This window comes from Flavobacterium sediminilitoris (assembly GCF_023008245.1).
GTDB classification, from domain to species: Bacteria; Bacteroidota; Bacteroidia; order Flavobacteriales; family Flavobacteriaceae; genus Flavobacterium; species Flavobacterium sediminilitoris.
Genome location: NZ_CP090145.1, coordinates 1459946 through 1485381, shown reverse-complemented (window position 1 = coordinate 1485381; position 25436 = coordinate 1459946). Strand labels below are relative to the sequence as shown.

The window sequence follows — 25436 nt, the reverse complement described above, 5'->3', positions numbered from 1 at the left end:
ATTTTTAATTTCATAAATTATTTTATACTTTTAACCAAATTAACTAATTAAATTTAAGAACAAAAGCGATGAAAAGATTATTTTCTATTTTAGCAATCACAGGGCTTATGACTTTTGGTAACATTCAAGCTCAAGATTCTACAGCAACTGAAACACCTGCGACAGAACAAGTTCAAGAAGAAGTAACAACTGATGAAGAAGCTGTAGTTGTTGATGATGCAACAGAAATTGAAGCTGAGCCGACTTTTACTCAAAAAATGAAACAACGTTTCATTGAAGGAGGTCCTGGTTTTATGGGAATTGTATTAATCTGTTTGATTTTAGGATTAGCAATTGCTATTGAAAGAATTATTTATTTAAATCTTTCTACTACAAACTCTAAAAAATTGATTTCTAATGTAGAAGACGCATTAAAATCTGGTGGAGTTGAAGCTGCAAAAGAAGTATGTAGAAATACATCTGGTCCAGTAGCATCTATCTTTTATCAAGGTTTAGATAGACATTCTCATGGAATTGATTCAGCAGAAAAAGCAGTAGTTGCTTATGGTGGTGTTCAAATGGGACAATTAGAGAAAAATGTTTCTTGGATTTCTTTATTTATTGCACTAGCACCGATGTTAGGGTTCATGGGAACTGTAATTGGTATGATTGAAGCATTTGACCAAATTCAATCTGCAGGATCTATGGAACCATCTTTAGTTGCTGGAGGTATTAAAGTTGCCTTATTAACAACTGTATTTGGTCTTATAGTAGCTATTATTTTACAAGTATTTTATAACTATATCATTGCAAAAATTGATTCTATAGTTAATGACATGGAAGATGCTTCAATTAGTTTAATTGACATCTTATCTGATTACAAAAAATAATAACCTTATAAAACGACAATTGTCATGAAATTACACAATTTAACAAAATTTGCAGCTATTGTCATTGCCATTTTAGGTATTATTTTCTTGGCAGGATTAATGTCTTCAAGTGATGATGACGCCAATAATGGCTGGATTTCACCTTTAATATATTTGTCGTATATCGTACTTGTAATTTGTATTGCTATTGTATTGATATATGTTTTGAAAAATTTATTTTCTAACAAAGAAAATTTTAAAAGAACAATAATTTCATTAGGATTATTTTTAGGTGTAATATTGATATCATACGTATTAGCTGGCGATGAAGAAGTTAAAGCTAATGGTATTATGCATTCAGGTTCTACTTCAAAATTAGTAGGAGCTGGTCTAAATGCTTTTTATTTACTTACTCTTGTTGCATTAGGAACAATGGTTTGGGCATTTTTAAATAAACTTAAAAAATAATTATGGCAAAAAGAGAAGCACCAGAGGTAAATGCTGGTTCCATGGCAGATATTGCTTTCCTTCTTTTAATCTTCTTCTTGGTCACAACTACCATTGGAGTTGATCAAGGAATCAATAGATTATTGCCTAGATATGAAGAGAACCCTCCTGTGCCACCTATTAATGAAAGAAACATAATGAGAGTTCTTGTTAACATGGACAATCAACTTTTGGTTAATGACCAAGTTATGAAGATTGAAGATGTTAGGCAAGCTGCAATTGATTTCTTAGAAAATAATGGCGATGGGACTTGTACATATTGTGAAGGGAAGAAAAACTCTAAATCTTCTGATAATCCAGATGAGGCAGTAATATCATTAATGAATGATGGGCAAACTAGTTATGAAACGTATATAGCGGTTCAAAATGAATTAGTAGCTGCATATTATTTTTTAAGAGATAGAGAAAGTATGAAACGATATGGAAAGAAATACACTGAATTAGAATACGTTGCAAATGATCCAGCATCAAAAGCAATTGAAGGTCTAGTTGAAGAACTAGAACCGAAAGTAAAGAAAATTCAAGAAATGTTTCCAATGAGACTTTCAGAAGCAGAATCAAAAAAGAACTAATAACCCTTTAAGTTTTAGAAACTATGTCTAAATTTAAAAAGAAAAAAACGGGAGGTACTCCAGGAATTTCTACAGCATCATTACCAGATATTGTGTTTATGCTTTTGTTCTTCTTTATGACTGCTACAACTATGAAAGATAGTGATTTAAAAATCGAGAATCGATTACCAAAAGCAGATCAAACGGCAAAGTTGCATAAGAAACAATATATTATGTATATATATGCTGGTAAACCTAAAGAAGGTTATAAATCATTAGGTTCATCTGATCGTATTCAGTTAAATGATAAAATTTCTACAGTAGGAGATCTTAGAAGTTTTGTAATCACTGAAAGAGCAGAAAGAAATTCTGAAGACGAGAAGTATTTAACAGCATCTTTAAAAATTGACAAAGATGTTAAAATGGCACTAGTACAAGATATTAAAACTGAATTACGTAAAGTAGATCAGTTGAAAGTAAATTATACTACAACTCAAGGAAATCCTATTAAATAAATAAAAGTATTCTTTTCATTTATAAAATATAAAAGGTACGCGTTTTGCGTACCTTTTTTTATTATTTTTATACCTAATCTTTACAGATCAATGCGTACAATTATTTTGCTTTTATATATTTTAATGTTTTCAGCATCTTATTCTCAGGATACTGAAAATAAAATCGCTGTAGATTCTTTATTTAGAGAAGATCAATTCTATGTATCATTGAGTTATAATTTGCTTAGAAATAGTCCTAACAACTATTCTCAGTATTCTTTTTCTTCAGGTGTAACATTGGGATTTTTAAGAGATATGCCAATAACAAAAGACAGAAATTGGTCTATAGGATTAGGCCTTGGCTATTCTTACAATGACATTAAACATAATTTAAAAATTATCCCTTCTTCTCCAAACAACATTTATAGCATAGACAACTCTTATGATAAAAGCAAGCTTATCTTACACTATGCTGAACTACCAATTGAGATTAGATGGAGAAATGCTACATATACTAGTCATAAATTTTGGAGAATATACACTGGGTTTAAGTTTAGTTATCTTTTTGCTAGTAAAAGTATTTTTGAATCAAATTCTGAGAGTTATACAATTAATAGAAGTAACGAAATTGTTAATTTGCAATATGGTCCTTATTTAAGCGTAGGATACAATACCGTAAATCTATATGCTTATTATGGATTAAAATCTCACTTTGGTGATGCCAAAATTGGAGATAAAGACATGAGATTAAATTCTTTTAATGTAGGTTTTATTTTCTATATTTTATAACCAAAAATACCAGAATATCACTTGTGAAAGCACTCCTATAAATCCTCCAACAATTAATTCTATTGACGTATGGGATTTCATGTAAAGCCTAGATGAAGCAACAAAACCTATACACATAACAGAAAAAGCTATAGTATTAACTAAAGGTAATTCTAAGTGAATAGATAATCCATATACGAATGTTCCCAATGAGCATATTCCAATCATGTGTAAACTGGCTTTAAATCGCAGTAAAACACAAATAAAAGCCAATATTGAACTTGAAAAACCGCCTAGAAAAAAATAGAACAACTCTGGCAAAGCATTTAATGACGTACTAAACTTTAGTAATAAAAAAAGCAATATTGCTTGTGTCATCAAAGGTAATTTCCGCTCCTTTAAACTGGCTTCTGTAAATGATGCTACAATCCCAAGAGAAATAAAGAGATAATACAATGAAATAGGCAAAAACAAAGTCAAAATACCTACCTGTATTAAAGTCAAAAGAACCTGAGATTCATAAATATAAGTCTGAGATACTATGAAATAAAAAAGAGTTCCATATAAAGAAATAAATATTGGATGAAAAACATAAGAAAATAAAGGTAATACTTTTTTTAAATCCATATTTTAGGAAAATAGCTCTGTTTTTCTAATTTCTATCTATATCTTTTTTCTTAAACGCGCAACAGGAATATCCATTAGTTCTCTATATTTCGCAACAGTCCTTCTAGCAATAGGATATCCTTTTTCTTTTAAAATTTCAGCAAGTTTATCGTCTGGTAAAGGCTTTTTCTTATCCTCATCACTTATAACGGTTTCTAGTATTTTTTTAATCTCAATAGTAGAAACATCTTCTCCTTGATCATTTTTCATTGCCTCACTAAAGTAATCTTTAATTAATTTAGTTCCATAAGGAGTGTCTACATATTTACTGTTTGCAACACGTGAAATGGTAGAAATATCCAACCCAACTAAATCAGCAATATCTTTCAATATCATGGGTTTTAGTTTAGTTTCATCCCCATCTAAAAAATATTCTTCTTGATAATGCATTATAGCATTCATGGTAACAAATAATGTTTCTTGTCGCTGTTTTATAGCATCAATAAACCATTTTGCAGAATCTAATTTTTGTTTTATGAACTGAACCGCATCTTTTTGTGAATTAGACTTCTCATTACTATCCTTGTAGCTTTGAAGCATTTCCTGATAATCTTTAGAAATATGCAATTCAGGAGCATTACGACCATTTAGCAACAATTCTAATTCGCCATCTACGATTCTAATGGTAAAATCAGGCACAACATGCTCTATAGGCTTCTGATTGCCGTCGTATGCACCACCTGGTTTTGGATTTAATTTTTCAATTTCGTCTATAGCTTTTCTTAGTTGTTCTTTAGATATCTCATATTTTTGAAGCAACTTATCATAGTGTTTTTTGGAAAAAGCATCAAATTGATTTTTTATAATATCAATAGCTAATTCAATACTATCTGTAGGCGTTTTGTGCTTTAACTGCAAAAGAAGACATTCCTGCAAATCCCTAGCTGCAACACCAGAAGGCTCTAGTTCTTGTACAATACTTAAAATCTTTTCAACAGTAGCTTCGTTTGTATATATTCCTTGCGTGAAAGCCATATCATCTACTATATCTTGAACAGATCTTCTTATATAGCCCATATCGTCAATACTACCAACTAAAAATTCGGCAATATCTCGTTCATCATCACTTAGAATAAATGTATTTAATTGATTTAATAAATCTTGATGAAAAGTGACTCCTGCAATAAAGGGCATACTATTATCTTCGTCGTCATCACTATAATTATTAGCTTGATATTTATAATCAGGCGTTTCGTCATTACTTAAATATTCATCAATATTAATATCTTCTGCCTCAATCCTTTCTCCTTCATAATCATCATAATCGTCATTAGAATCCCCATACTCATCATCATAATCTAAATTTTCTTCTTTCCCGTTTTCTAATGCTGGATTTTCTACTAATTCTTCTTGAAGTCTTTGTTCAAATGCTTGTGTAGGCAATTGAATTAACTTCATCAATTGAATTTGTTGAGGAGATAATTTCTGTGATAATTTAAATTGTAAACTTTGTCTTAACATTTTTGTTGAATCGTATAACAGTTAATCGTTTAATCGACTAAACAAATATACGATTAAACGATTAAACATTAAATTAAAATTCTGCGTTTTGTGGTGTTCTCGGGAAAGGAATAACATCTCTAATATTTGTCATTCCAGTTACAAACAATACTAAACGCTCAAATCCTAATCCAAATCCTGAATGTACGGCCGAACCAAATCTTCTAGTATCTAAATACCACCATAATTCTTCTTCTTCAATACCTAAAGCTTTCATTTTTTCAACCAAAACATCTAAACGTTCTTCACGTTGAGAACCTCCAACAATTTCTCCAATTCCTGGGAATAAAATATCCATTGCACGAACCGTTTCTTTACCAGGCTCAGTATTTTCATTTAAACGCATGTAAAATGCTTTAATATTAGCTGGATAATCAAACAATATTACAGGACACTTAAAATGTTTTTCAACTAAAAATCGCTCATGTTCGCTTTGTAAATCTGCACCCCATTCTTCAATAATATAATTGAATTTTTTCTTTTTGTTTGGAGTAGAATTCTTTAAAATATCAATCGCTTCAGTATAAGAAACACGTTTAAAGTTATTTTCTAAAACAAATTTTAATTTTTCAAGCAAACTCATTTCACTGCGTTCCGCTTGTGGTTTAGATTTTTCTTCTTCTAGTAATCTACTTTCTAAGAATTTTAAATCATCTTCACATTTTTCAAGTGTATACTTGATAACATATTTAATAAAATCTTCCGCTAAATCCATATTAGCATCTAAATCATTGAAGGCTACTTCAGGCTCAATCATCCAAAATTCTGCTAAGTGGCGAGAAGTATTAGAATTTTCAGCACGGAAAGTTGGTCCAAAAGTATATATTTGACCTAATGCCATTGCATATGTTTCTCCTTCTAATTGCCCCGAAACAGTTAAATTTGTTTCTTTACCAAAGAAATCTTCTTTATAATTTACTTTTCCTTCTTCTGTTCTTGGAGTTCCATCAAATGGCAATGCTGTAACTTTAAACATTTCACCAGCTCCTTCAGCATCACTACCTGTAATAATAGGTGTATTTACATAGAAAAAACCATTTTCTTGAAAATATTGATGCACAGCAAATGACAATGTAGAACGTACACGCATAATTGCACTAAATGCATTAGTACGAACTCTTAAATGTGCTTGCTCTCTTAAGAACTCTAAACTTGGACGATTTCTTAATTGAATAGGATATTTTTCAGGATCACTATCTCCTAAGATTTCAAGTTTCGTTACCTGTATCTCAACAGATTGTCCTTTACCTTTACTTTCTATTAATGTTCCTGTAACTGAAACAGCAGCACTTGTTGTTATTCTTTTTAATGTTTCTTCAGATGTATTCTCAAAATCAACTACACACTGAATATTATTTATTGTTGAACCATCATTTAAAGCTATAAATTGATTATTTCTAAAGCTTCTTACCCAACCTTTAGCTGTAACTTCCTGTAATGTTTTTGTATTGTTTAAAAGGTCTATAACTTTTGTATGTTTCATTTTGTAAACGTTTTAAAGTGCAAATATAAAATTATTCGTTTTTGTTTTCTTCTTCCTCTTCTTTATCTTCTGCTAAGATATCAATTTTAGGCTCTATAAATTCTTGTTCATTAGCAATTGTTTTTTCTAACGTTAACAACAATGCAGGAAGCAATATTAAATTAGCCAACATAGCAAACAATAAAGTTGCCGCAACTAAGCTACCTAAAGCTACTGTTCCTCCAAAACTTGATAATGTAAATACTGAAAATCCAAAAAACAACACAACAGATGTATAGAACATACTAATTCCAGCTTCCTTAACAGTGTTAAAAACTGACTTTTTTATTTTCCAATTGTTTGCTTTTAATTCTTGTCTGTACTTTGCTAAGAAGTGAATAGTATCATCAACAGAAATTCCAAAGGCAATACTAAAAACTAAAATTGTTGAAGGCTTTATAGGAATCCCAAAAAAGCCCATTACTCCCGCAGTAATTATTAATGGTAGAATATTTGGTAACAATGAAATGATAATCATTTTAAAAGACCTAAACAAATAAGCCATTAGCAATGAAATTAGAAAAATAGCAAAGAGTAATGATAACACTAAGTTTTTCACAAGATAATGTGTTCCTTTTTCAAACACATACGCTTTTCCTGTCATAGTAACAGTATATTGTTCAGAAGGGAAAAGGGTATTTATTTTTTCTTGTAATCGATCTTCAATTTTTTTCATTTTATCAGTTCCAATATCTCGCATAAAAGTAGTAACTCTTGCATATTGCCCTGTACTATCTACATAGCTTTTCAGCATGTTTTCATTGCCCTTCTTAGTAGAATTTTTTATATAAGATAAAATAAAAGTTTCCTCTTGTTTTGTAGGCAATTCATAATATTCAGGATTGCCATTATAAAAGGATTGTTTAGCATATTTAACTAAATTTACAACAGAAACTGGTTTTGATAATTCTGGGATTTCTTCTATAGTTTCCTGTAATTCATTAATTCGCTTTAATGTTGCAGATTTTAATGCTCGCTTTGGTTTCTTTGTGTCAATCATTATTTCCAAAGGCATTACACCGTCAAATTCTTTTTCATAAAACACAATATCTTGAAAAAAACCTGCTTTTTTAGGCATATCTTCAATGATACTTCCTGAAATTTTAATTTGATAAATTCCAATAATACCAAAAACTAACAAGGCTATGGCTGATATATAAATTGCAATAGGATGTTTACGAATAGTATTTTCTATCCACTTAACAAATGAGTTGATATAATTTTTTCCTAAATGCGCTAAATGCTTTTCTTTAGGTAATGGCATATAGCTATATATAATTGGAATGATAATTAAACATAAAAAGAATAAGAAAAGAATATTTAATGAAGCAACAATTCCAAACTCTTTTAAAAGTTCACTATCTGTAATAATAAAAGTTGCAAAACCAGCAGCGGTAGTAAGGTTTGTCATTAAAGTTGCGTTTCCTACTTTAGAAATAACGCGTTGTAATGATTTTGCTTTATTACCATGTTTTTTTATTTCTTGTTGATATTTATTGATCAGAAATATACAATTAGGAATACCTATAACAATAATCAGAGGAGGAATAATTGCTGTTAAAACAGTAATTTCGTAATTTAATAATCCAAGTGTTCCGAATGACCACATAACACCAATGATTACAATTAACATTGAAATTAATGTAGCTCTAAAACTTCTAAAAAAGAAAAAGAAAAGCAAAGATGTAATTAATAATGCAGCACCTACAAAAAGTCCAATTTCATCAATGATACTTTGAGAATTTAGAGTTCGGATATAAGGCATTCCCGAAATTTTCAAATCAATTCCAGATGCTTTTTCAAAAGCCTCAATCCTATCATCATTAAGATATTTTATTACAAAATCTTTACGAGCTGAAGTATTTACTATTTTTTTATCAATATATATGGCAAATCGTATCGCTCCTGATTCTTTATTAAAAAGCATTCCTTCATAGAAAGGAAGGTTATTAAAAAACTCCTGCTCCTTTTCTTTAAGATAACTTTCAGAAATTTTTTCATTATTAATAAAAGGAACTAACTTAAAACTTTGTTCAGAAGTATCTTTTTGTAAAACGCGTAAATCCTCAATTGAAAGCGACAATTCAACTGCTTTGTCTTTTTTAATTTCGCCAATGAAATTTTCCCAAAGTTTTATATTTTTTGGGGTAAAAAATGTAGAATCCTTAAAGCCAATAACAATTAAATTCCCTTCTTCTCCAAACTTTTCTAAGAAAGAATTATATTGAATATTTACTTCATGATGATCGGGTAAAAGATTTGCTTCAGTATAAGTAAAACGCATGTTTTTCCACTGAAATGCCATGAAAATAGTAAAAAGGGTAAGAGTAATTAGTAATACTACACGGTTGCGTAAAATTCTACTTGCTATAAAATCCCAAAAACTAGTGGTTAACCATTTTAACATTGCTGAAAAATTTGAAGCGCAAAGGTAATGATTCTTACTTAAATAGTTAGATTACAACAAAAAAAAGAATTAAAACCCAAGATCTATATAATATGATATTTTTAACGATAAATTGTCTTCGATATTTGATAACTGATATGGACCATATCTAAAAAATGCGGTAAGTCCAAAACCTTTAAAAATTTTATTACACTCTACTCCACTTTCAAAGAATCCTTTTTCTAAAGAATTGAATTCTAATCCTATGTGCGTATTTTCTTTATTTATTTCTCCCCAAGCCATACGAGTAACTATTGAAAATTCTGGATTTATTCGGTATCCAAGTCTAATTTTATTAAAAGTGTGTTTTAGTTGTAATGAAACGTATTTGTTTGAAAAGAATTCATTGAAATACATCGTCTCAAAACTGTTCTTACCAGCAAATGTTATCCTTTGTAATATAGCGTCTCTGTTAAGATTATTAGGCTGTAAACTATATAAATGCGTTAAAGGAACATCTCCAAAAGCAATTCCTGTTTGCAAAAGGGCAGAACTTTTATGTCCTGAAATAAAAGGAATTTCATAAAATGTTTTAAAATCGATTTTGGTAAAATTAAAATCATTCTCTAGTACATTTGGTAATGTTTGTGTAAATTGAATTGAAAATTTAGGGTGCCTTTTTTCAATCTCAATTCTTTCTTTAGGAGTTTGCATATAACTACTAAATGGATTCCATTGAAAAGCAAGTTGAGCTGTCGTAATATTGTATTTTGTATACGATATCCCTTGATTTATGAAAGTGTAATCAAATTTTGGATCTATTCTACTTTTTGACAATGCAAAATAAGTATCAGATTTTGCAAAATAATTACTTTCTATGAAAACAGATGTTGTTTTATTTGAGTAAAAAGTTGAAATATTAATAGGCCTTGGATCATATATTTTAAATCGGCGCGAATCCGTAGCAAAATTAATTTGAGAAATCTCATTTAAATCATCTGTATAAGATGCACTTATCCATGTTTCACTTTTCTTATCTATTAAATATGATGGAGTTATACCAAATTTAAATTCTTTATCTTTTATTCCATAAGCTCCATAAGCAGCTATTTTATATTTTTCAGATAATTCAGCATTCGTTACGCCTCCAATTCCAAGCCTAAAACCTTCAAAATTATTATATTTTACAAGGCTTCTCAAATCTAAATCCACAAGTTTTATAGGATAATAACCGTTTAATATTTTCTTACCTAAGAAAATTTTTCTTTCAATTTTTTTCGAAAAAGAAAGACTATCGATAGACTTATAAGTATTTAATCTTCTATAATCTAAAGTATCTTTTGAAAATTTAGTCCAATAGTTTTCAGGTTTATCTAATCCTTTTTCATCAATTTCAATTTTAATTCCATTATTTTCGAAATCTATTTCTTTGTTTAATTCAATATCAAAAGGAATAGATTCAATGGTTAAATAAATTTGATCCGTAGCATTTGTATTCGGATTCGTTTCTAATGAAGAATTGAATTTTATTGTGTTTCCTAAGATTTTTATATCGTCAGCATTATTACCTTTTAAAACAGTAAATTTCCTTTTCTTAGGAAACCAAAGATTCTCTTCTTTTCGATATTCAAAAGTATAATCAGCATTTATATTTACAATACCATATATCCTATAATAAGCCTTTGCAATAGCAAATGTTTGAGCATCTATATAAAACAACCCTCTTAATCGACTTGATTGAAGTTTTTTTGGCTGAAAGAATATTTTATATGTTTTTCGATTTTGTATTTCAAGAGAATCTACAAGGTAAAAATTATATAATCGACGACCATAATTTGAGATAGGGTTTTGAAGAGGTGTTTCAAGAATTTCAAACGGATTCTCATAAACCGAATAAGAAACTAATTTTAAGCCCAAATATTCATATAACGGATTTTTAAAACCAGCCATTCTACTAGCTAAAACTGTTTCTTTATATCCTGTTTTATTATATTGAATTAAATTTATTTTTTCTGTTTGATATAAATGATGTTTCGTTATCAACTCTTTAAATTTATAATTTGCAGAATCTAATTTTATTTTAGTTTTACTAAAAAGTCTTTTTTTGTAAATGGTATCAATTTTACTTGAAATAGAATCAGGATTAGCCGTAATTAATAAATTTTCATAATTTTTATATTGAAAACTTTTTAAAGCTTTTTCTGGTTGATTTTTCTTCTTGTTTTCAGTAACTTTTTTAACAATTTTATTAACTCGATTATCAGTATATATTTCTACTTTTTTATAAGTATTTAAATCAATAGTCATCTTAATAATTACTAATTCTTCATCTCTCGAAATATATACATTTTTCGTTTGATACCCTTTGTAAGCAATAACTAAAGGTTTGTCAAAAGCTGTAATTTCCATATTAAACTTTCCTTCCCAGTCAGCTGTAATGGTTTTGTTTAGATATTCCACTTTACAAAAAGCAAGCGGAACTCTAGTGTCAATATCTATGATTTGCGCTTTAATTCGGGTTTGACTAATAGACAATGTAGAGAAAAAAAGAAAAACGAATAGCGTAAAATACCTCATTAAATTAATTGAATTGATAATAATATTTGAATTGATGATATTGCAAATGTATTCAAAATTAAAAATCTCCAATGTTAATCGAGACTTAAAATTGCACTTAATTTTCAAAAGTTTAATTGACCAAGTATTTTCAGTCAAATTTTAAAGAGCTACAATAAGAAAATCTTACAAATGTATTTTTTAGAATATAATAAATTAAATACAAAAACGACTAATCTTAAATCTATGTTAAATTTATATAAATACTTTGGAAACTATTTTTGTGTTTAAAGTTTCCTGTCTACATTTGCAAAGTATTTTTTAGTAAGTAATCTAATGAAATAATCCAATAAAATGAAAGAGCAAATTTTATCAAAAGCAACTGAAATGTTCGTAACACTTGGTTTTAAAAGTGTTACAATGGATGATATTGCAGCAGAATTAGGAATTTCAAAGAAAACTATCTATCTGCATTTTTCAACAAAACCAGAACTAGTAAAACATGCCACTTTTAGCCTTTTTGAAACAATTTCATGTGGGATAGACTCCATTAGAGCCTTTGAAAAAAACCCTATTGAAGAACTTTTTGAAATAAAAAACTTTGTTTTACAACATTTAAAAGACGAAGGCACTTCTCCCATATATCAATTACAAAAATATTATCCAAAAATATACATTACACTAAGGAGTAAACAATTTGAAAAAATGGACGATTGTATTGTTTATAATTTACAAAAAGGAATTTCCCTAGGCTTATATAGAAAAGAAATAATGGTAGATGCCATAAGTAGATTTTATTTTGCAGGCATGACTTCCATTAAAGATGGAGAATTATTCCCTAATACAATGTTTAACCCAAAAGAATTACAAAATCAATACTTAGAATATCATTTACGTGGTATTTGTAGTCCAAAAGGAATCGAATTTTTAAATCAATTAATAAAAACCAATAATTAAACAATGAAACATAAAATCATTATTATCTTTTTATTGTTTGCGAGCCTTATCAATGCGCAAGAAGAAAAGAAGAGTTATTCTCTTTCTTTACAAGAAGCTATTGAACATGCTTTACAAAACAATTATACTGCAATTAATGCTTCAAAAGATATTGAAATTGCAAAAAAGAAAAAATGGGAAACAACAACTATAGGGTTACCCCAATTAAATGCAAATATTAATTACCAAAACAACTTCGTTTTGCAAAAATCTGTGGTTCCTGCTGAGTTTTTTGGTGGAAATCCTGGTGAATTTGCCGAAGTTGAATTCGGAACAAAACATAATATGACTGCAAATGCAACTTTAAGCCAGTTGATTTTTGATGGTTCTTATTTAGTAGGACTACAATCGGCTAAAGTATATTTAGAAATTTCTCAAAATGCTAAAGAGAAAACAGATTTAGAAATCCGTTCAATTGTAATTAACTCTTATGGAAATGTCCTTCTTGCAAGAGAAAGTGCAAAAGTTTTAAATGAAAATAAAATATCATTAGAAAAAACCTTATTTGAAACAAATGAAACATATAAAAATGGTTTAGTTGAAGAAGAAAATGTAGAGCAACTACAAATTACTTTAAGTCAAGTAAACAGTTCCCTTTCAAATGCAAACAGAAGAGCCGAAATTGCTTTAAATATGTTAAAACTAGTTTTAGGGATTGACATTCAAGAAGACTTACAATTAACAGACAACTTAGACAATTTAGCCACTAAAAACATTGATTTAAGTGTTTTAGGATCAGATTTCAATGTTAACAATACTATTGATTATAAAATAGGTCAAAATAAGGAAGAATCAAATCGTTTATTATTAAAATTAGAAAAAAGTAAAGCATTACCTTCTCTATCTGCAAATGTAAATTTTGGATACAATGCTTTTGGAAACGAATTCCAATTTTTTAATCAAGATCAAAAATGGTTTAATTATTCAAATTTAGGTGTTGCATTAAACATTCCTATTTTTAGTAGCTTAGGACGAACAGCAAAAACGCAACAAGCAAAAATTGCTTACGAACAAGCTAAAACAGAACTAAAAGAAACAGAACAAACTCTACTTTTAGAATATCAAAATACAAAAAGTGATTATGAATATAGCATTGAACAATATTCATTTTCAAAAGAAAACTTACGATTATCTGAAAGAATTGAGAAAAAACAACAAGTAAAATTCAAAGAAGGATTATCAAGCAGTTTTGAATATACAGAAGCTCAACGTCAATTATATTCAGCTCAACAAACCTATCTTCAAGCAATGATAGATGTAATCAACAAAAAAACTGCATTAGATAAAATAACTAACAATAAATAATCAATCATAAAAATGAAAAAGTTTTATATAAGCATCATCACATTAATAGTCCTTTCTTCTTGTGGTGGAGACAAAAAAAATTCTACAGAATCTGTAATTGAGAAAGGAGATCTAAAACAATTAAGAACAAAGCGTACTGAAATTGTTACTCAAGCAGATGCTTTAAATAAGGAATTAGAACTAATAGATGATGCAATCAGTAAATTAGATGTTAATCATAAATTAGCTTTAATTACAACTATTACAGCAAAAGATACTATTTTCAATCATTATCTTGAATTACAGGCTAATGTTCAAACAAAAGAGAACATAGTTTTAAATGCAGAATATGGTGGAACTTTATTACAAGTTTATGTTACCGAAGGACAAAAAGTTACTAAAGGTCAAACATTAGCTAAAATTGATGATGGTGGTTTAAGTCAACAATTATCTCAATTAGAAATTCAAGCTAATTTAGCTAAAACTACATTTGAAAGACAACAAAACCTATGGAATCAAAAAATTGGCTCTGAAATTCAATACTTACAAGCTAAATCTTCTTATGAAGCACAATCGAAAGCTGTAGCTCAAATGAGAAATCAATTATCAAAAACAACTATTAGAGCTCCTTTTAGCGGAACAATTGATGATGTAATTTCAGAAAAAGGATCTGTTGTTGGACCAGGTACTCCAATTGTAAGAATTGTTAGTCTAAACAATATGTATTTAGAAGCTGAAGTTCCTGAAAAATATGTAAGTAGCATTAAAAAAGGTTCTGATGTAATTGTAGATTTCCCAATTTTAGGAGAGTCATTAGACACTAAAATATCTCAAGCTGGAAACTATATTAATCCAGGAAATAGATCTTTCATGATTCAAATTAATGTTCCAAATAAAAATGGAAAAATAAAGCCTAATTTATCTGGGAAAATAAAAATTAAAGATTATACAAATCCAAATTCTATAAGTGTTCCTTTAAGTATCATTTCTGAAAATGCAGAAGGAGAACAATACTTATACATTGCAGAAAATGCAACTAAAGAAGGAGACGCTGTAGCGAAAAAAATAATTATTAAGACAGGAAAAACACAAGGAAACTTAATTGAAGTTTTAGAAGGTGTTAAAGATGGAGATTTAATTATTAAAGAAGGTGCTAGAAGCGTTAAAGACGGACAAAAAGTAACGATTATAAAATAATTCTCATTATGAGTACAAACAATACAGAAAAAGAATTTAAGCTATCATCATGGGCAATTGAAAATAAAATGTCCATTTATGTAATGATGGCATTATTCTTCATCCTTGGTCTTTCAGCTTATTATGGAATGCCAAGAGAAGATTTCCCTGAAATTAAAGAAACTAAAATTTATATTAGCACTCTTTATCCTGGAAATACAGCCGAAGACATTGAACGTCTTATCATAGATCCATTAGAAGAAGAGCTTAAAAACGTTAGTAATGTAATAGAAATTTTATCAACTTCTCAAGAAGATTATGGTATTATTACTATAGAATTCGATGAAAAGATATCGGTTGAAGCTGCAAAACAAAAAGTAAAAGACAAAGTCGATTCTAAAAAGGCAGGTGAAGATTGGCCAACATTTAATGGTGCTAAAGTCGAACCAAATGTTTTCGATTTAAATCTTTCAGAAGAAATTCCGATTCTTAACATCAATCTTTCTGGGGATTATCCTATAAACAAGTTAAAAAAATATGGAGAACATCTAGAAGACGAAATTGAAGGCTTAACCGAAATTAAACAAGTTGATATCCGTGGAGCTCAAGAACAGGAAGTAGAAGTTGCGGTTGATATTTATAAGATGATGGCATCAAAAGTAAGTTTTGATGATGTAATTAATTCTATTCGAAATGGAAATGTAACAATGTCAGCTGGAAATTTAATTGCTAGTGGACAAAGACGTACTATTCGTATTGAAGGTGAAATTGAAAAACCAATTGATTTAGACAATTTTGTTGTAAAAACAACTGGTGGTGCTGTTTACCTAAAGGATATTGCTAATGTGACTTTTAAAGATGTAGACAAAACTACTTACGCAAGAGAATTTGGAAAAAGTGTTGTGATGCTAGACGTTAAAAAACGTGCTGGTAAAAACATGATTGAAGCATCAGAGAAAATTAAAACAATAGTTGCAGAAGCACAAGAAAATGTATTACCAACCGATTTAAAAGTAACATTTGCAAACGATCAATCTTCTCGAACATTAAACCAAGTTGATGATTTAGTTAACAATATCATTTTTGGTATTATACTAGTTGTAGGAGTATTAATGTTCTTCTTAGGATTCAGAAATGCTCTTTTCGTTGGTTTTGCTATTCCAATGTCTATGTTTATGTCATTCATGATTTTAAATGCATTTGGATACACCATGAATACAATGATCCTTTTTGGATTGATTATGGGACTTGGAATGCTTGTTGACAATGGAATTGTGGTAGTAGAAAACGTATATCGATTGATGGACGAAGAAGGGATGAGTCGCATTGAAGCTGCTAAAAAAGGTATTGGTGAAATTGCACTACCTATTATCATCTCAACAGCTACAACTGTTGCGGCCTTTGTACCTCTTGGAATGTGGCCTGGAACAATGGGACAATTCATGAAATATTTCCCAATTACACTTTCAGTAGTGTTAGGTTCATCATTATTTGTTGCTGTTTTCTTCAATTCGGTGATGGTTTCTCAATTTATGGATGTAAATGAAAAAATATTATCTAGAAAGCAACTTATTCGTTTGAGCATTCTTCTAGGTGGATTTGGAATATTTATTCTAATTTTTGGAGGATCAATGCGTGCTTTAGGATCTGTAATGATTGTTACAGCAATTATGTTTTGGCTATATAAATATCTAATTAAAAAATTAACTACTAAGTTCCAAAACTCCATCTTAACACGTTGGGAAAATGGCTATGAAAAATGGTTGCGTTATTTTCTTGGAGGGAAAAAACCTTATTTTGTGGTTATTGGTATGTTTCTTATGTTTTTTATTGTGTTATTCCTTTATTTTGGATGGAGTGTCGGTAGTGGAAGAACTAAAGTAGAATTCTTTCCTGATAACACACCAAATCAAGTAATTGTTTACATAGAGTATCCACAAGGAACAGATATTGAGAAAACAAATATTATTACTAAAGATATTGAGAAACGCGTTTATGCTGTTATGAATTCTGATGATTTCATTGACAAAGAAAATCAAAATTTCAATTACTTAGTTGAATCAGCAGTTTCTCAAGTTGGTGAAGGAGCTGGAAACCCTCAAACTGATGGAGGTTCTTCAGCAGAAATGCCACATAAAGGAAAAATCACCATGTCAATGCGTGAATACAAATTTAGAGATGGTAGAAGTTCTGAAGACTTACGTTTAAAAGTTCAAGAATCATTAAAAGATATTTATCCAGGTGTTTCTATTTCTGTTGAAAAAGATGCTGTTGGTCCACCAGCAGGATACCCAATTAATATAGAAATTAAAGGTGATGATTATACAGAATTAATCGTTACAGCTGAAAGAATGAAAGACTTTCTTAATGGGAAAAATATTCCTGGAATTGACGAATTAAAAGTTGATGTCAATAAAGGAAAACCTGCTATGAAAGTAATGGTTGATAGAGAAAAAGCTGGAGAAATGGGCGTTTCTGCTGGACAAGTTGGAAATCAATTGCGTCGTTCTATTTTTGGAGAAAAAGCCGGAATTTATAAAAAAGATGGAGACGATTATGATATTTATGTTCGTTTCAACGAAGACAATCGCTATAATCAAAGTGCTATTTTTAATCAGAATATCACCTTTAGAGACATGGCTTCTGGACAATTAAAAGAAATTCCCGTTTCAACAGTAGCTACACAGAAAAACACTTCTTCATTTAGTGCTATTAAGCACCGTGATTTAAATCGTGTTGTTGTTTTATATTCTGCTTTATCTCCTGGATTTACAGATGCTGGTGCAGTTGTAACTCAAATTCAATCTGAAATGTCAAACTTCGATGCTCCAAAAACAGTTAAATTTGACTTTACTGGACAAATTGAAGAACAAAATAAACAAATGGCTTTCTTAATGGGTGCCTTATTCTCTGGATTAGGATTAATTATGCTAATCTTAGTATTCCAATTCAACTCTATTTCGAAACCCTCTATCATTATGGTTGCTGTATTTTTAAGTTTCATCGGAGTATTCTTAGGATTAATGATAACAGGTTGGCCATTTGTAATTATGATGACCATGATGGGAATTATATCGCTCGCTGGTATTGTTGTAAACAATGGAGTTGTCCTCCTCGATTATACTCAATTACTATTAGATCGTAAAACTGAAGAATTAAAATTACCTAAAGGAGCTGTTTTAGATAAGGAACATGTTTTTAATGCCATTGTTAAAGGTGGAAAAGCTCGTTTACGTCCTGTACTTTTAACTGCAATCACAACTGTTTTAGGTTTAATTCCTCTTGCTATTGGATTTAATATTGATTTCTTCTCATTATTTAGCGAGTTTAATCCTAAAATATATATGGGTGGTGATAATGTTATTTTCTGGGGACCTTTAGCATGGACTGTAATCTTCGGATTAGTATTTGCTACATTCCTAACATTAGTAGTTGTCCCTGTATTATTCTATTTAGTAAGCTTATTAAAAATTTGGTTACATAAAAGAAAACACACACAATTAGAAAATATATAAAAAATCTTTCTTGAAAAAGACAGAATAAAAAACAAACCACAACAAACTATTTTGTTGTGGTTTGTTTTTTATTTAATTACTTGGTTATAAAGAAGAATATCTCCTTCTCTGGGTATTAATATTCTCTTTTTCAATATAAGCATCTAATTCTACTTTGGTTAGACTACAGTGATTTATAGCATCCGTATGAACAGCAATTACTCTTGATAATGGAAATACAAAAAGATATGGTGAGATTAAAAGAGACTGTGAGAACATAACTGAGAAAATGTTAACTAGTCAATTAAGAGAATTAGAGAATGATGATATTATAAACAGAAAAGTTTATGCAGAAGTTCCTCCAAAAGTAGAATATTCGTTAACTGAAAGAGGTAAAAAGTTATGTTTAATATTTGACCCTTTATACGAATGGGGAGTTGATTATATCAAAGATATAAAACCTGATCAGGCTTATTTAGTTAATCAAAAAAAAAAATCTGAGACATCTTAGAAAGACATCTCAGATTTGATTATTTATCTAATTAAAATTTATACATCATCAAAATCTACAAAAATATCTGGTGTTGTAGGTTGAGCTTGACAAGTTAATATTAATCCTTCTTCAATTTCTCCATCGGTTAAAATTGAATTTTTCTTCATAATTGCAGCTCCTTTTGTTACTCTTGCAATACAACTACTACAAACTCCTCCTTGACAAGAATATGGAGCATCTACTCCTTGTTTTAATGTGGCTTCTAAAATGGTTTGTTTCTGACTCATTTCAAAAATAGTTTCTTCATTATCTACAACAACCGTAATCTTTGAATGTCCTTCTAACAATGACGCTGAAGTATTTTCTGATGATGATGTAGTAAACAGTTCAAATTTAATATCTTTTTCAGAAACATGATTTTCTTTTAAAACAGCAGATACTGTATTTATCATTTCTTCTGGGCCACATAAGTAATACTTATTAAAAGACTTTTCGCTATGCTTATTGTTTATAATAAAATTAACCGCTGATTTATCTATTCTACCAAAAAGTTCATTTTCAACATTAACTTGACTGTATACATAATGAACAAAAAAACGACCGACATATTCTAAATGCAATGCTTGTAATTCATCATGAAAAATAGCATCCTGAGGTGTTTTATTTCCATAAACTAGTACAAACGTACTCTTTGGTTCTTCTTCTAAAACTGATTTAATAATAGATAAAATAGGTGTTATACCACTTCCCGCAGCAAATGCAGCATAATTCCTTAACCTATCGGCCTGAGGTTCAAAAACAAATTTTCCTTCTGGTAATCCTACTTCGATTACGTTTCCTACACTCAACTTCTCATTTGCAAATTTTGAAAAGAAACCATTCTTTACAGCTTTAATCGCTACTCGTAATTCTCCACTTTTTGGAGATGAACAAATTGAATAAGCCCTTCTCACTTCTTCCCCATCTAATGTTAACTTAAGTGTAACATATTGACCTGAAATAAATTTATAAAACGCTTTTAATTCATCTGGCACATTAAAAAGTATAGAAACACATGATGTGGTTTCTCTTTTTATTTCTTTTATAACTAATTTATAGAATGTTGACATTACTTTAATATTTTATACAAAAATAAGAAACCTAATTAAGAAAAACTGAAAAAATATATACCTAAAAATATTATACATAAGAAATTTATGTATATTTGAGTTTGCTTTTAAAGCTAAAACAAAATCTAATGAAAAACTCTCAACTGTATAAAGGAAGTCTAAATACAATAATAATGAAGCTTCTTGAAGAAAATGGAAGAATGTATGGCTATGAAATTACTCAAAAAGTAAAAGAAATTACAAAAGGTGAATTAAAGATTACTGAAGGTGCTTTATACCCTGCTTTACATAAACTTGAAGCTGAAGAATTGCTCACTGTTGAAGTAGAAAAAGTAGATAATCGTTTACGAAAATATTATAAGTTAACTGAAAAAGGAACTAAAGAGACCATTAATAAGCTTTCTGAATTAGAAGAATTTATAAAAAATATGCAAACTATTGTTAATCCAAAATTGAATTATTAAAATGCAATTAACTACTGAACAAATAAATCGACTATATGAGTTTACACGTCAACATTATGTAGAATGGTACGATTTACAAACAGAACTTGTTGATCATTTAGCCAATGCCATTGAAAAGCAATGGTTAGAAAATCCAAAAATCCCTTTTGAAGATGTACTACAATTAGAGTTTAAAAAATTTGGTGTTTTTGGTTTCATGGATGTTGTAGAAAAAAGACAAGCTTCTTTAAGTAAAAAATACAATATGATTATTTGGAAACATTTTAAAGATTTCTTCAAATTACCTCAAATCATTGGTACTTTCTTAGCAACTTATATTCTATCAAAAATTTTATCTATTCTCTTTTTTGATGCTATATTTCCTATTATATTCCTAACTGGAATTCTAATATCAATTTTCTTTTTTTCTTTTACAAAAAGAAAAATTAATCAACAAAAGAAAGAAGATAAAAAAAGATGGCTTTTTGAAGAAATTATTTATAGTTATGGTCACTTTTCTGGCTTACTATTTATTCCTCTTCAAATAGTAAATGGCGCAAACATTTTTAACGAAACAATAATTGAAAAACCGATTCTATTATTACTTGTTTCATTTATTATTGTTTCCTACTATTTAATAATGTATGTAATCATCAAAATTATACCTTCTAAAGCTGAAGTTTATTTAAAAGAGACATATCCTGAATATGAATTAGTAGATTAATCGTAACAATTTTCAATTTATAGCTACTAATCATATAACTAAACTAACAATCTAAAATATGATTAAACAATTCATTACTCTAGAATGGAAAGCCTTTTTTAGATCATCATCCTTTTCGTCTAATTTGGCTTTAAAAATTCTAATGATTTTTGGGGCAATATACTTTATCGGTACTTTTATCCTATTAGGTATTGGTTCTTATTTTCTAATAGAGAAAGCTGGATTAGAACCTTTTCCTACTATTAATCAATTCATTATTTATTACTTAGTATTTGATTTATTCATACGGTTCTTTTTTCAAAAAATGCCATCACTCACGATTCGTCCTTTTTTAAATCAGAATATTAAAAAGAATAAAATCGTACATTATACTTTAAATAAAACAATACTTTCCTTTTTTAATTTTATTCATTGGTTCTTCTTTATTCCATTTACGATTGTATTAATTAAAGAAGGATTTCCTCCTTTAAACAGTTTGTTTTGGGGCTTAAGCATATTACTTTTAATATACTGCAATAACTTTATTGCTATATTGATAGACAAAAAAGATATTGTCTTTTATATTGTAGCTGCTATTTTCGGAGTTTTAGGAATCCTTCAATACTATGCTGTTTTTGATATTACTCAATACACAAATCTGTTTTTTGAAAACTTCTACAATTATCCTTATACCATTTTGATTCCTTTATTTATTCTTAGTACATTATACTACTTTACTTTTAAATTTTTCAAATCCAACCTTTATTTAGATGCTGGATTATCTGTAAAGCAAGATGATGCAACTACTGAAAATTTCACTTGGCTAGACCAATTAGGAAGTTTAGCTACATTTTTGAAGAATGACATTCGTCTTTTAAAAAGAAACAAAAGAGCAAAATCTACTTTGTTAATGAGTGTTATGTTTCTATTTTATGGGCTACTCTTTTTTACAAAATCAATAGAAGCTTATGATGCTCCTGTTTGGAAAATTTTTGCGGGAATATTTGTTTCTGGTGGTTTTTTATTAAACTTTGGACAGTTTGTTCCAAGTTGGGATAGTTCTTATTATCCTTTAATGATGACACAAAACATAACTTATAGAGATTATTTATCATCAAAATGGTGGCTAATGGTTATTGCAACAGTCATTTCAACATTGTTAGCTTCCTTTTATTTATATTTTGGCTGGGAAGTTTATTTAGCTATTGTTGTAGGTGCAATTTTCAATATTGGAGTAAGTTCGCATTTAGTTTTATTAGGTGGTGCTTATATAAAAACACCTATCGATTTAACTTCAAATAAAAATGCTTTTGGAGATAAAAAATCGTTCAATATAAAAACACTATTAATCTCATTACCAAAATTAGCTTTACCAATGATTGTATATGCAATAGGTCATTATACATTAGGATGGCAATATGGCTACTTATTTGTAGCAATTACTGGTATTTTAGGTTTTACCTTTAAAAATAAAGTATTTGAACTTATTGAATCTATTTACAAAAAAGAGAAATATGCTACTATTGAAGCATACAAGCAAAAAAAGTAACCTTTTTAATTTTATACGCTAAAAACTTTAAAACATATTATATAATGATACAAGTTTCAAACCTCAAAAAAACATACAACGGAACTACCGTTTTAAATATACAAAATCTTGAAATTCCAAAAGGTCAAAGCTTTGGTTTAGTAGGTAATAATGGTGCTGGAAAAACTACTTTTTTTAGCTTACTTTTAGATTTAATTCAACCTACAGATGGAAAAATAACATCTAATGATATTCAAATAAACACTAGTGAATCATGGAAAGTTTTTACTAGTTCTTTTATTGATGAAACTTTCTTAATAGGCTATCTTACTCCTGAAGAATATTTTTATTTCATAGGAGAATTAAGAGGTTGGAACAAAGCTGATGTAGATAGTTTCCTTAAAAATTACGAAGATTTCTTTAACGGAGAAATTTTAAACAACAAAAAATATTTACGTGATCTATCAAAAGGTAATGCTAAAAAAGCAGGTATTGTAGGTGCTTTAATTGGCAATCCTGAAGTTGTTATTCTTGATGAGCCTTTTGCAAATCTTGATCCTACAACTCAAATTAGATTAAAAAAAATAATTAAATCTTTAGCAGAAGATAAGAACACTACTGTTTTAGTATCTAGTCATGATCTACAACACACTGTTGAAGTTTCAGATAGAATTGTAGTCCTAGAAAAAGGTGATGTTGTGAAAGATTTAATTCCTACTACAGAAACACTAAAAGAATTAGAAATGTTTTTTTCAGCTTAAAAAAGTAATTAAAAAAATCCGATTAAAGTTTTAATCGGATTTTTTTAAAATTTATGAGAATAATGCTTTTAGCTCTGTAGCTTCGCTAGGCATCATTTTTCCTGCTAAAACTAAACTTAATTGTTTTCTTCTTAAAGCAGCTTCAAATCTTTCTTTTTCTAGTTCTGTTTGAGGCTCAATTGGCGCTACTTGCACTGGTCTTCCTGTTTCATCTACTGCTACAAATGTATAAATAGCTTCATTTGCCTTATTTTTAACTCCAGATTCCCTATCTTCAATCCATACATCTATAAAAATCTCCATTGATGTATTAAATGTTCTAGAAACCTTAGATTCAACTGTCACAACACTTCCTAGAGGAATTGCTCTATTAAAAGCCACGTGATTTACTGAAGCAGTTACACAAATCCTTCTAGAATGTCTTCTAGCGGTAATACTTGCTGCTCTATCCATTCTGGCTAATAATTCCCCACCAAAAAGATTGTTTAAAGGATTCGTTTCTCCTGGTAAAACTAAATCAGTTAATGTAGTAACTGATTCTGAAGGATATTTTGTTTGCATTGTTTTTTTTGCAAAGATAGTAAGCTCATAATAATTCAATACAAAAAAATCCCAAAAAGGGATTTTTTTATTCTATTAAAAGCCATGCATCGGCATTATCTTCCTTATATAGTTTACTTTTTTCAGCTTCAGCTTCTTCAGCAGTTTTAAAACTTCCATAAGCAACAGGCGTTAGTCCATTACTATTTTTGTTTAGCAAATGAGCGTCATAGCCTTGATCTTTTAATATTTTCAATGCTTTTTTAGCATTTTCTTCACTTCTAAAAGCTCCTGCAATTAAATGATATGATAATTTCTCTTCTTTTACTGCCAATTCAACTGTAGCTACAGGATTATCTATAAAAAAAGTTGCTTCCTGAATTTTATCATGCACTTTTTCTTGTACTTCTTTTTGTACCAAAAGTGTATCTATTTTTACTTGTTGATCATATTGAATTTTATACGCTGTAATTCCTGCTCCAAAAAACAAAGTTATAACCGCAGCATATTTCAAAAACGAATAATTTTTCTTCTTTTCTGGTGTAAATACAATAGGAGCTTTAACTTCTATAGCCTCAACTTGTTCTTTTAAAATTTCTCGTTTCATCTCTGGAATAACAAAACTATTTAATCCGAAAGAAGACACTAAGTAATTTATTGAATTTGATGGTTCAAAAACAAAATTAGCTTCACTATTTGTGTATATTTCACCAATGTTTGTTAAAACAACTCTATCTTTATTTTGCAAAGACGACATCCAAAGACTCACTTCAAAATTAATTTTTTCTAAAGCTTCTTCATAAGTGATTTTTTCTTGTAATGAAATATGATTTGCTAATAACCCATCATTATTTTTAATATTTACATTAAAAAATACATTTTTTCTAGGCGGAATAAAGGTACATGCGCTTCCACTTATCTGTGCCGACTGATTTTCAGTAACAAAAGCACCAAAACCAGGAATAGTAACACACTGATAACGATATAATAAATCCGATATATATTTGTCTAACATCATAAACACAAAGTTAAGCAATCAATAGACTTCTCAAAAAATTATTAACAAATTTTATTAACAATTGAAAAAACATAAAACAGTTTGAAATTTTGA

23 protein-coding genes are annotated in these 25436 nt (G+C 29.0%); 14 read left to right on the top strand and 9 right to left on the bottom strand.

Annotation, left to right across the window (positions count from 1 at the left end):
- Positions 1-68 precede the first annotated feature (68 nt).
- The 5 genes from LXD69_RS06680 (at position 69) to LXD69_RS06660 (ending at position 3189) form a co-directional block, all read left to right on the top strand.
- Positions 69-869 (top strand): MotA/TolQ/ExbB proton channel family protein, encoded by an 801-nt coding sequence (locus LXD69_RS06680; RefSeq protein ID WP_045969755.1) that lies wholly within the window; start codon positions 69-71, stop codon positions 867-869.
- 24 nt (positions 870-893) lie between these two features.
- Positions 894-1316 (top strand): hypothetical protein, encoded by a 423-nt coding sequence (locus LXD69_RS06675; RefSeq protein WP_052705255.1) that lies wholly within the window; start codon positions 894-896, stop codon positions 1314-1316.
- Positions 1317-1318: 2 nt separating this feature from the next.
- Positions 1319-1927 (top strand): ExbD/TolR family protein, encoded by a 609-nt coding sequence (locus LXD69_RS06670; protein WP_246918382.1) that lies wholly within the window; start codon positions 1319-1321, stop codon positions 1925-1927.
- A gap of 23 nt (positions 1928-1950) precedes the next feature.
- On the top strand, positions 1951-2421 hold the full coding sequence (locus tag LXD69_RS06665; protein WP_045969759.1) for an ExbD/TolR family protein: 471 nt from the start codon (positions 1951-1953) through the stop codon (positions 2419-2421).
- Positions 2422-2511: 90 nt separating this feature from the next.
- The gene (locus LXD69_RS06660; protein WP_045969761.1) at positions 2512-3189 is read left to right on the top strand and encodes a porin family protein; all 678 of its coding nucleotides are present in this window, start codon (positions 2512-2514) and stop codon (positions 3187-3189) included.
- Here LXD69_RS06660 and LXD69_RS06655 read toward each other — a convergent pair.
- The 5 genes from LXD69_RS06655 to LXD69_RS06635 all read right to left on the bottom strand — a co-directional run bounded on the left by LXD69_RS06655 (position 3184) and on the right by LXD69_RS06635 (position 11891).
- Positions 3184-3795, bottom strand: coding sequence for a hypothetical protein (locus LXD69_RS06655; protein ID WP_246918380.1), 612 nt, complete (start codon positions 3793-3795; stop codon positions 3184-3186). The genes LXD69_RS06660 and LXD69_RS06655 overlap by 6 nt on opposite strands.
- 36 nt (positions 3796-3831) lie before the next feature.
- Entirely contained in the window at positions 3832-5295 is a 1464-nt protein-coding gene (gene rpoN, locus LXD69_RS06650) for an RNA polymerase factor sigma-54 (protein ID WP_045969767.1), read from the bottom strand.
- Positions 5296-5368: 73 nt separating this feature from the next.
- Positions 5369-6817 carry an asparagine--tRNA ligase gene (asnS, locus tag LXD69_RS06645; protein WP_045969769.1) on the bottom strand — a complete coding sequence of 483 codons (1449 nt, stop codon included), beginning with the start codon at positions 6815-6817 and terminating at the stop codon, positions 5369-5371.
- Between the two features lie 31 nt (positions 6818-6848).
- The gene (locus LXD69_RS06640; protein WP_246918378.1) at positions 6849-9263 is read right to left on the bottom strand and encodes an efflux RND transporter permease subunit; all 2415 of its coding nucleotides are present in this window, start codon (positions 9261-9263) and stop codon (positions 6849-6851) included.
- Between the two features lie 69 nt (positions 9264-9332).
- Entirely contained in the window at positions 9333-11891 is a 2559-nt protein-coding gene (locus tag LXD69_RS06635) for a DUF5686 family protein (protein WP_246918376.1), read from the bottom strand.
- A gap of 261 nt (positions 11892-12152) precedes the next feature.
- On the opposite strand from LXD69_RS06635, the gene LXD69_RS06630 reads away from it, so the two are divergent.
- Genes LXD69_RS06630 through LXD69_RS06615 form a run of 4 tightly spaced genes read left to right on the top strand, consistent with a single transcriptional unit; the run spans position 12153 to position 18769 of the window.
- Complete coding sequence (locus LXD69_RS06630; protein WP_045969775.1) at positions 12153-12755, top strand: TetR/AcrR family transcriptional regulator; 603 nt, start codon at positions 12153-12155, stop codon at positions 12753-12755.
- A gap of 3 nt (positions 12756-12758) precedes the next feature.
- On the top strand, positions 12759-14099 hold the full coding sequence (locus LXD69_RS06625; RefSeq protein ID WP_045969776.1) for a TolC family protein: 1341 nt from the start codon (positions 12759-12761) through the stop codon (positions 14097-14099).
- 12 nt (positions 14100-14111) lie between these two features.
- Positions 14112-15275, top strand: a complete 1164-nt coding sequence (locus LXD69_RS06620) for an efflux RND transporter periplasmic adaptor subunit (protein ID WP_246918375.1) — start codon at positions 14112-14114, stop codon at positions 15273-15275.
- Positions 15276-15283: 8 nt separating this feature from the next.
- Positions 15284-18769: an efflux RND transporter permease subunit gene (locus tag LXD69_RS06615; RefSeq protein ID WP_045969778.1), complete on the top strand. Its 3486-nt coding sequence runs from the start codon at positions 15284-15286 to the stop codon at positions 18767-18769.
- Positions 18770-18853: 84 nt separating this feature from the next.
- Here LXD69_RS06615 and LXD69_RS06610 read toward each other — a convergent pair whose 3' ends face one another.
- A complete protein-coding gene (locus tag LXD69_RS06610) occupies positions 18854-19027 on the bottom strand; it encodes a hypothetical protein (protein WP_246918374.1) in 174 nt (57 codons plus the stop codon).
- Positions 19028-19037: 10 nt separating this feature from the next.
- Between LXD69_RS06610 and LXD69_RS06605 the strand changes: the two genes are divergently transcribed.
- Positions 19038-19259, top strand: a complete 222-nt coding sequence (locus LXD69_RS06605; protein WP_319800293.1) for a winged helix-turn-helix transcriptional regulator — start codon at positions 19038-19040, stop codon at positions 19257-19259.
- A 38-nt stretch (positions 19260-19297) separates the two neighbouring features.
- Here the strand turns inward: LXD69_RS06605 and LXD69_RS06600 are convergent, their stop codons facing one another.
- The gene (locus LXD69_RS06600; protein ID WP_246918373.1) at positions 19298-20350 is read right to left on the bottom strand and encodes a ferredoxin--NADP reductase; all 1053 of its coding nucleotides are present in this window, start codon (positions 20348-20350) and stop codon (positions 19298-19300) included.
- 128 nt (positions 20351-20478) lie between these two features.
- Between LXD69_RS06600 and LXD69_RS06595 the strand changes: the two genes are divergently transcribed.
- From LXD69_RS06595 to LXD69_RS06580, 4 genes are read left to right on the top strand one after another with little or no spacing between them, the layout of a single operon-like run.
- A complete protein-coding gene (locus LXD69_RS06595; RefSeq protein WP_045969783.1) occupies positions 20479-20814 on the top strand; it encodes a PadR family transcriptional regulator in 336 nt (111 codons plus the stop codon).
- Between the two features lies 1 nt (position 20815).
- A complete protein-coding gene (locus LXD69_RS06590) occupies positions 20816-21517 on the top strand; it encodes a hypothetical protein (protein WP_045969785.1) in 702 nt (233 codons plus the stop codon).
- A 58-nt stretch (positions 21518-21575) separates the two neighbouring features.
- Entirely contained in the window at positions 21576-23045 is a 1470-nt protein-coding gene (locus LXD69_RS06585; RefSeq protein ID WP_246918372.1) for a DUF5687 family protein, read from the top strand.
- Positions 23046-23089: 44 nt separating this feature from the next.
- On the top strand, positions 23090-23785 hold the full coding sequence (locus LXD69_RS06580; protein ID WP_045969789.1) for an ABC transporter ATP-binding protein: 696 nt from the start codon (positions 23090-23092) through the stop codon (positions 23783-23785).
- Positions 23786-23836: 51 nt separating this feature from the next.
- On the opposite strand, the gene LXD69_RS06575 is transcribed toward LXD69_RS06580, so the two are convergent.
- Entirely contained in the window at positions 23837-24346 is a 510-nt protein-coding gene (locus tag LXD69_RS06575; RefSeq protein WP_045969792.1) for an acyl-CoA thioesterase, read from the bottom strand.
- Positions 24347-24413: 67 nt separating this feature from the next.
- Complete coding sequence (locus LXD69_RS06570; protein ID WP_045969794.1) at positions 24414-25343, bottom strand: HU domain-containing protein; 930 nt, start codon at positions 25341-25343, stop codon at positions 24414-24416.
- Positions 25344-25436: the final 93 nt, after the last annotated feature.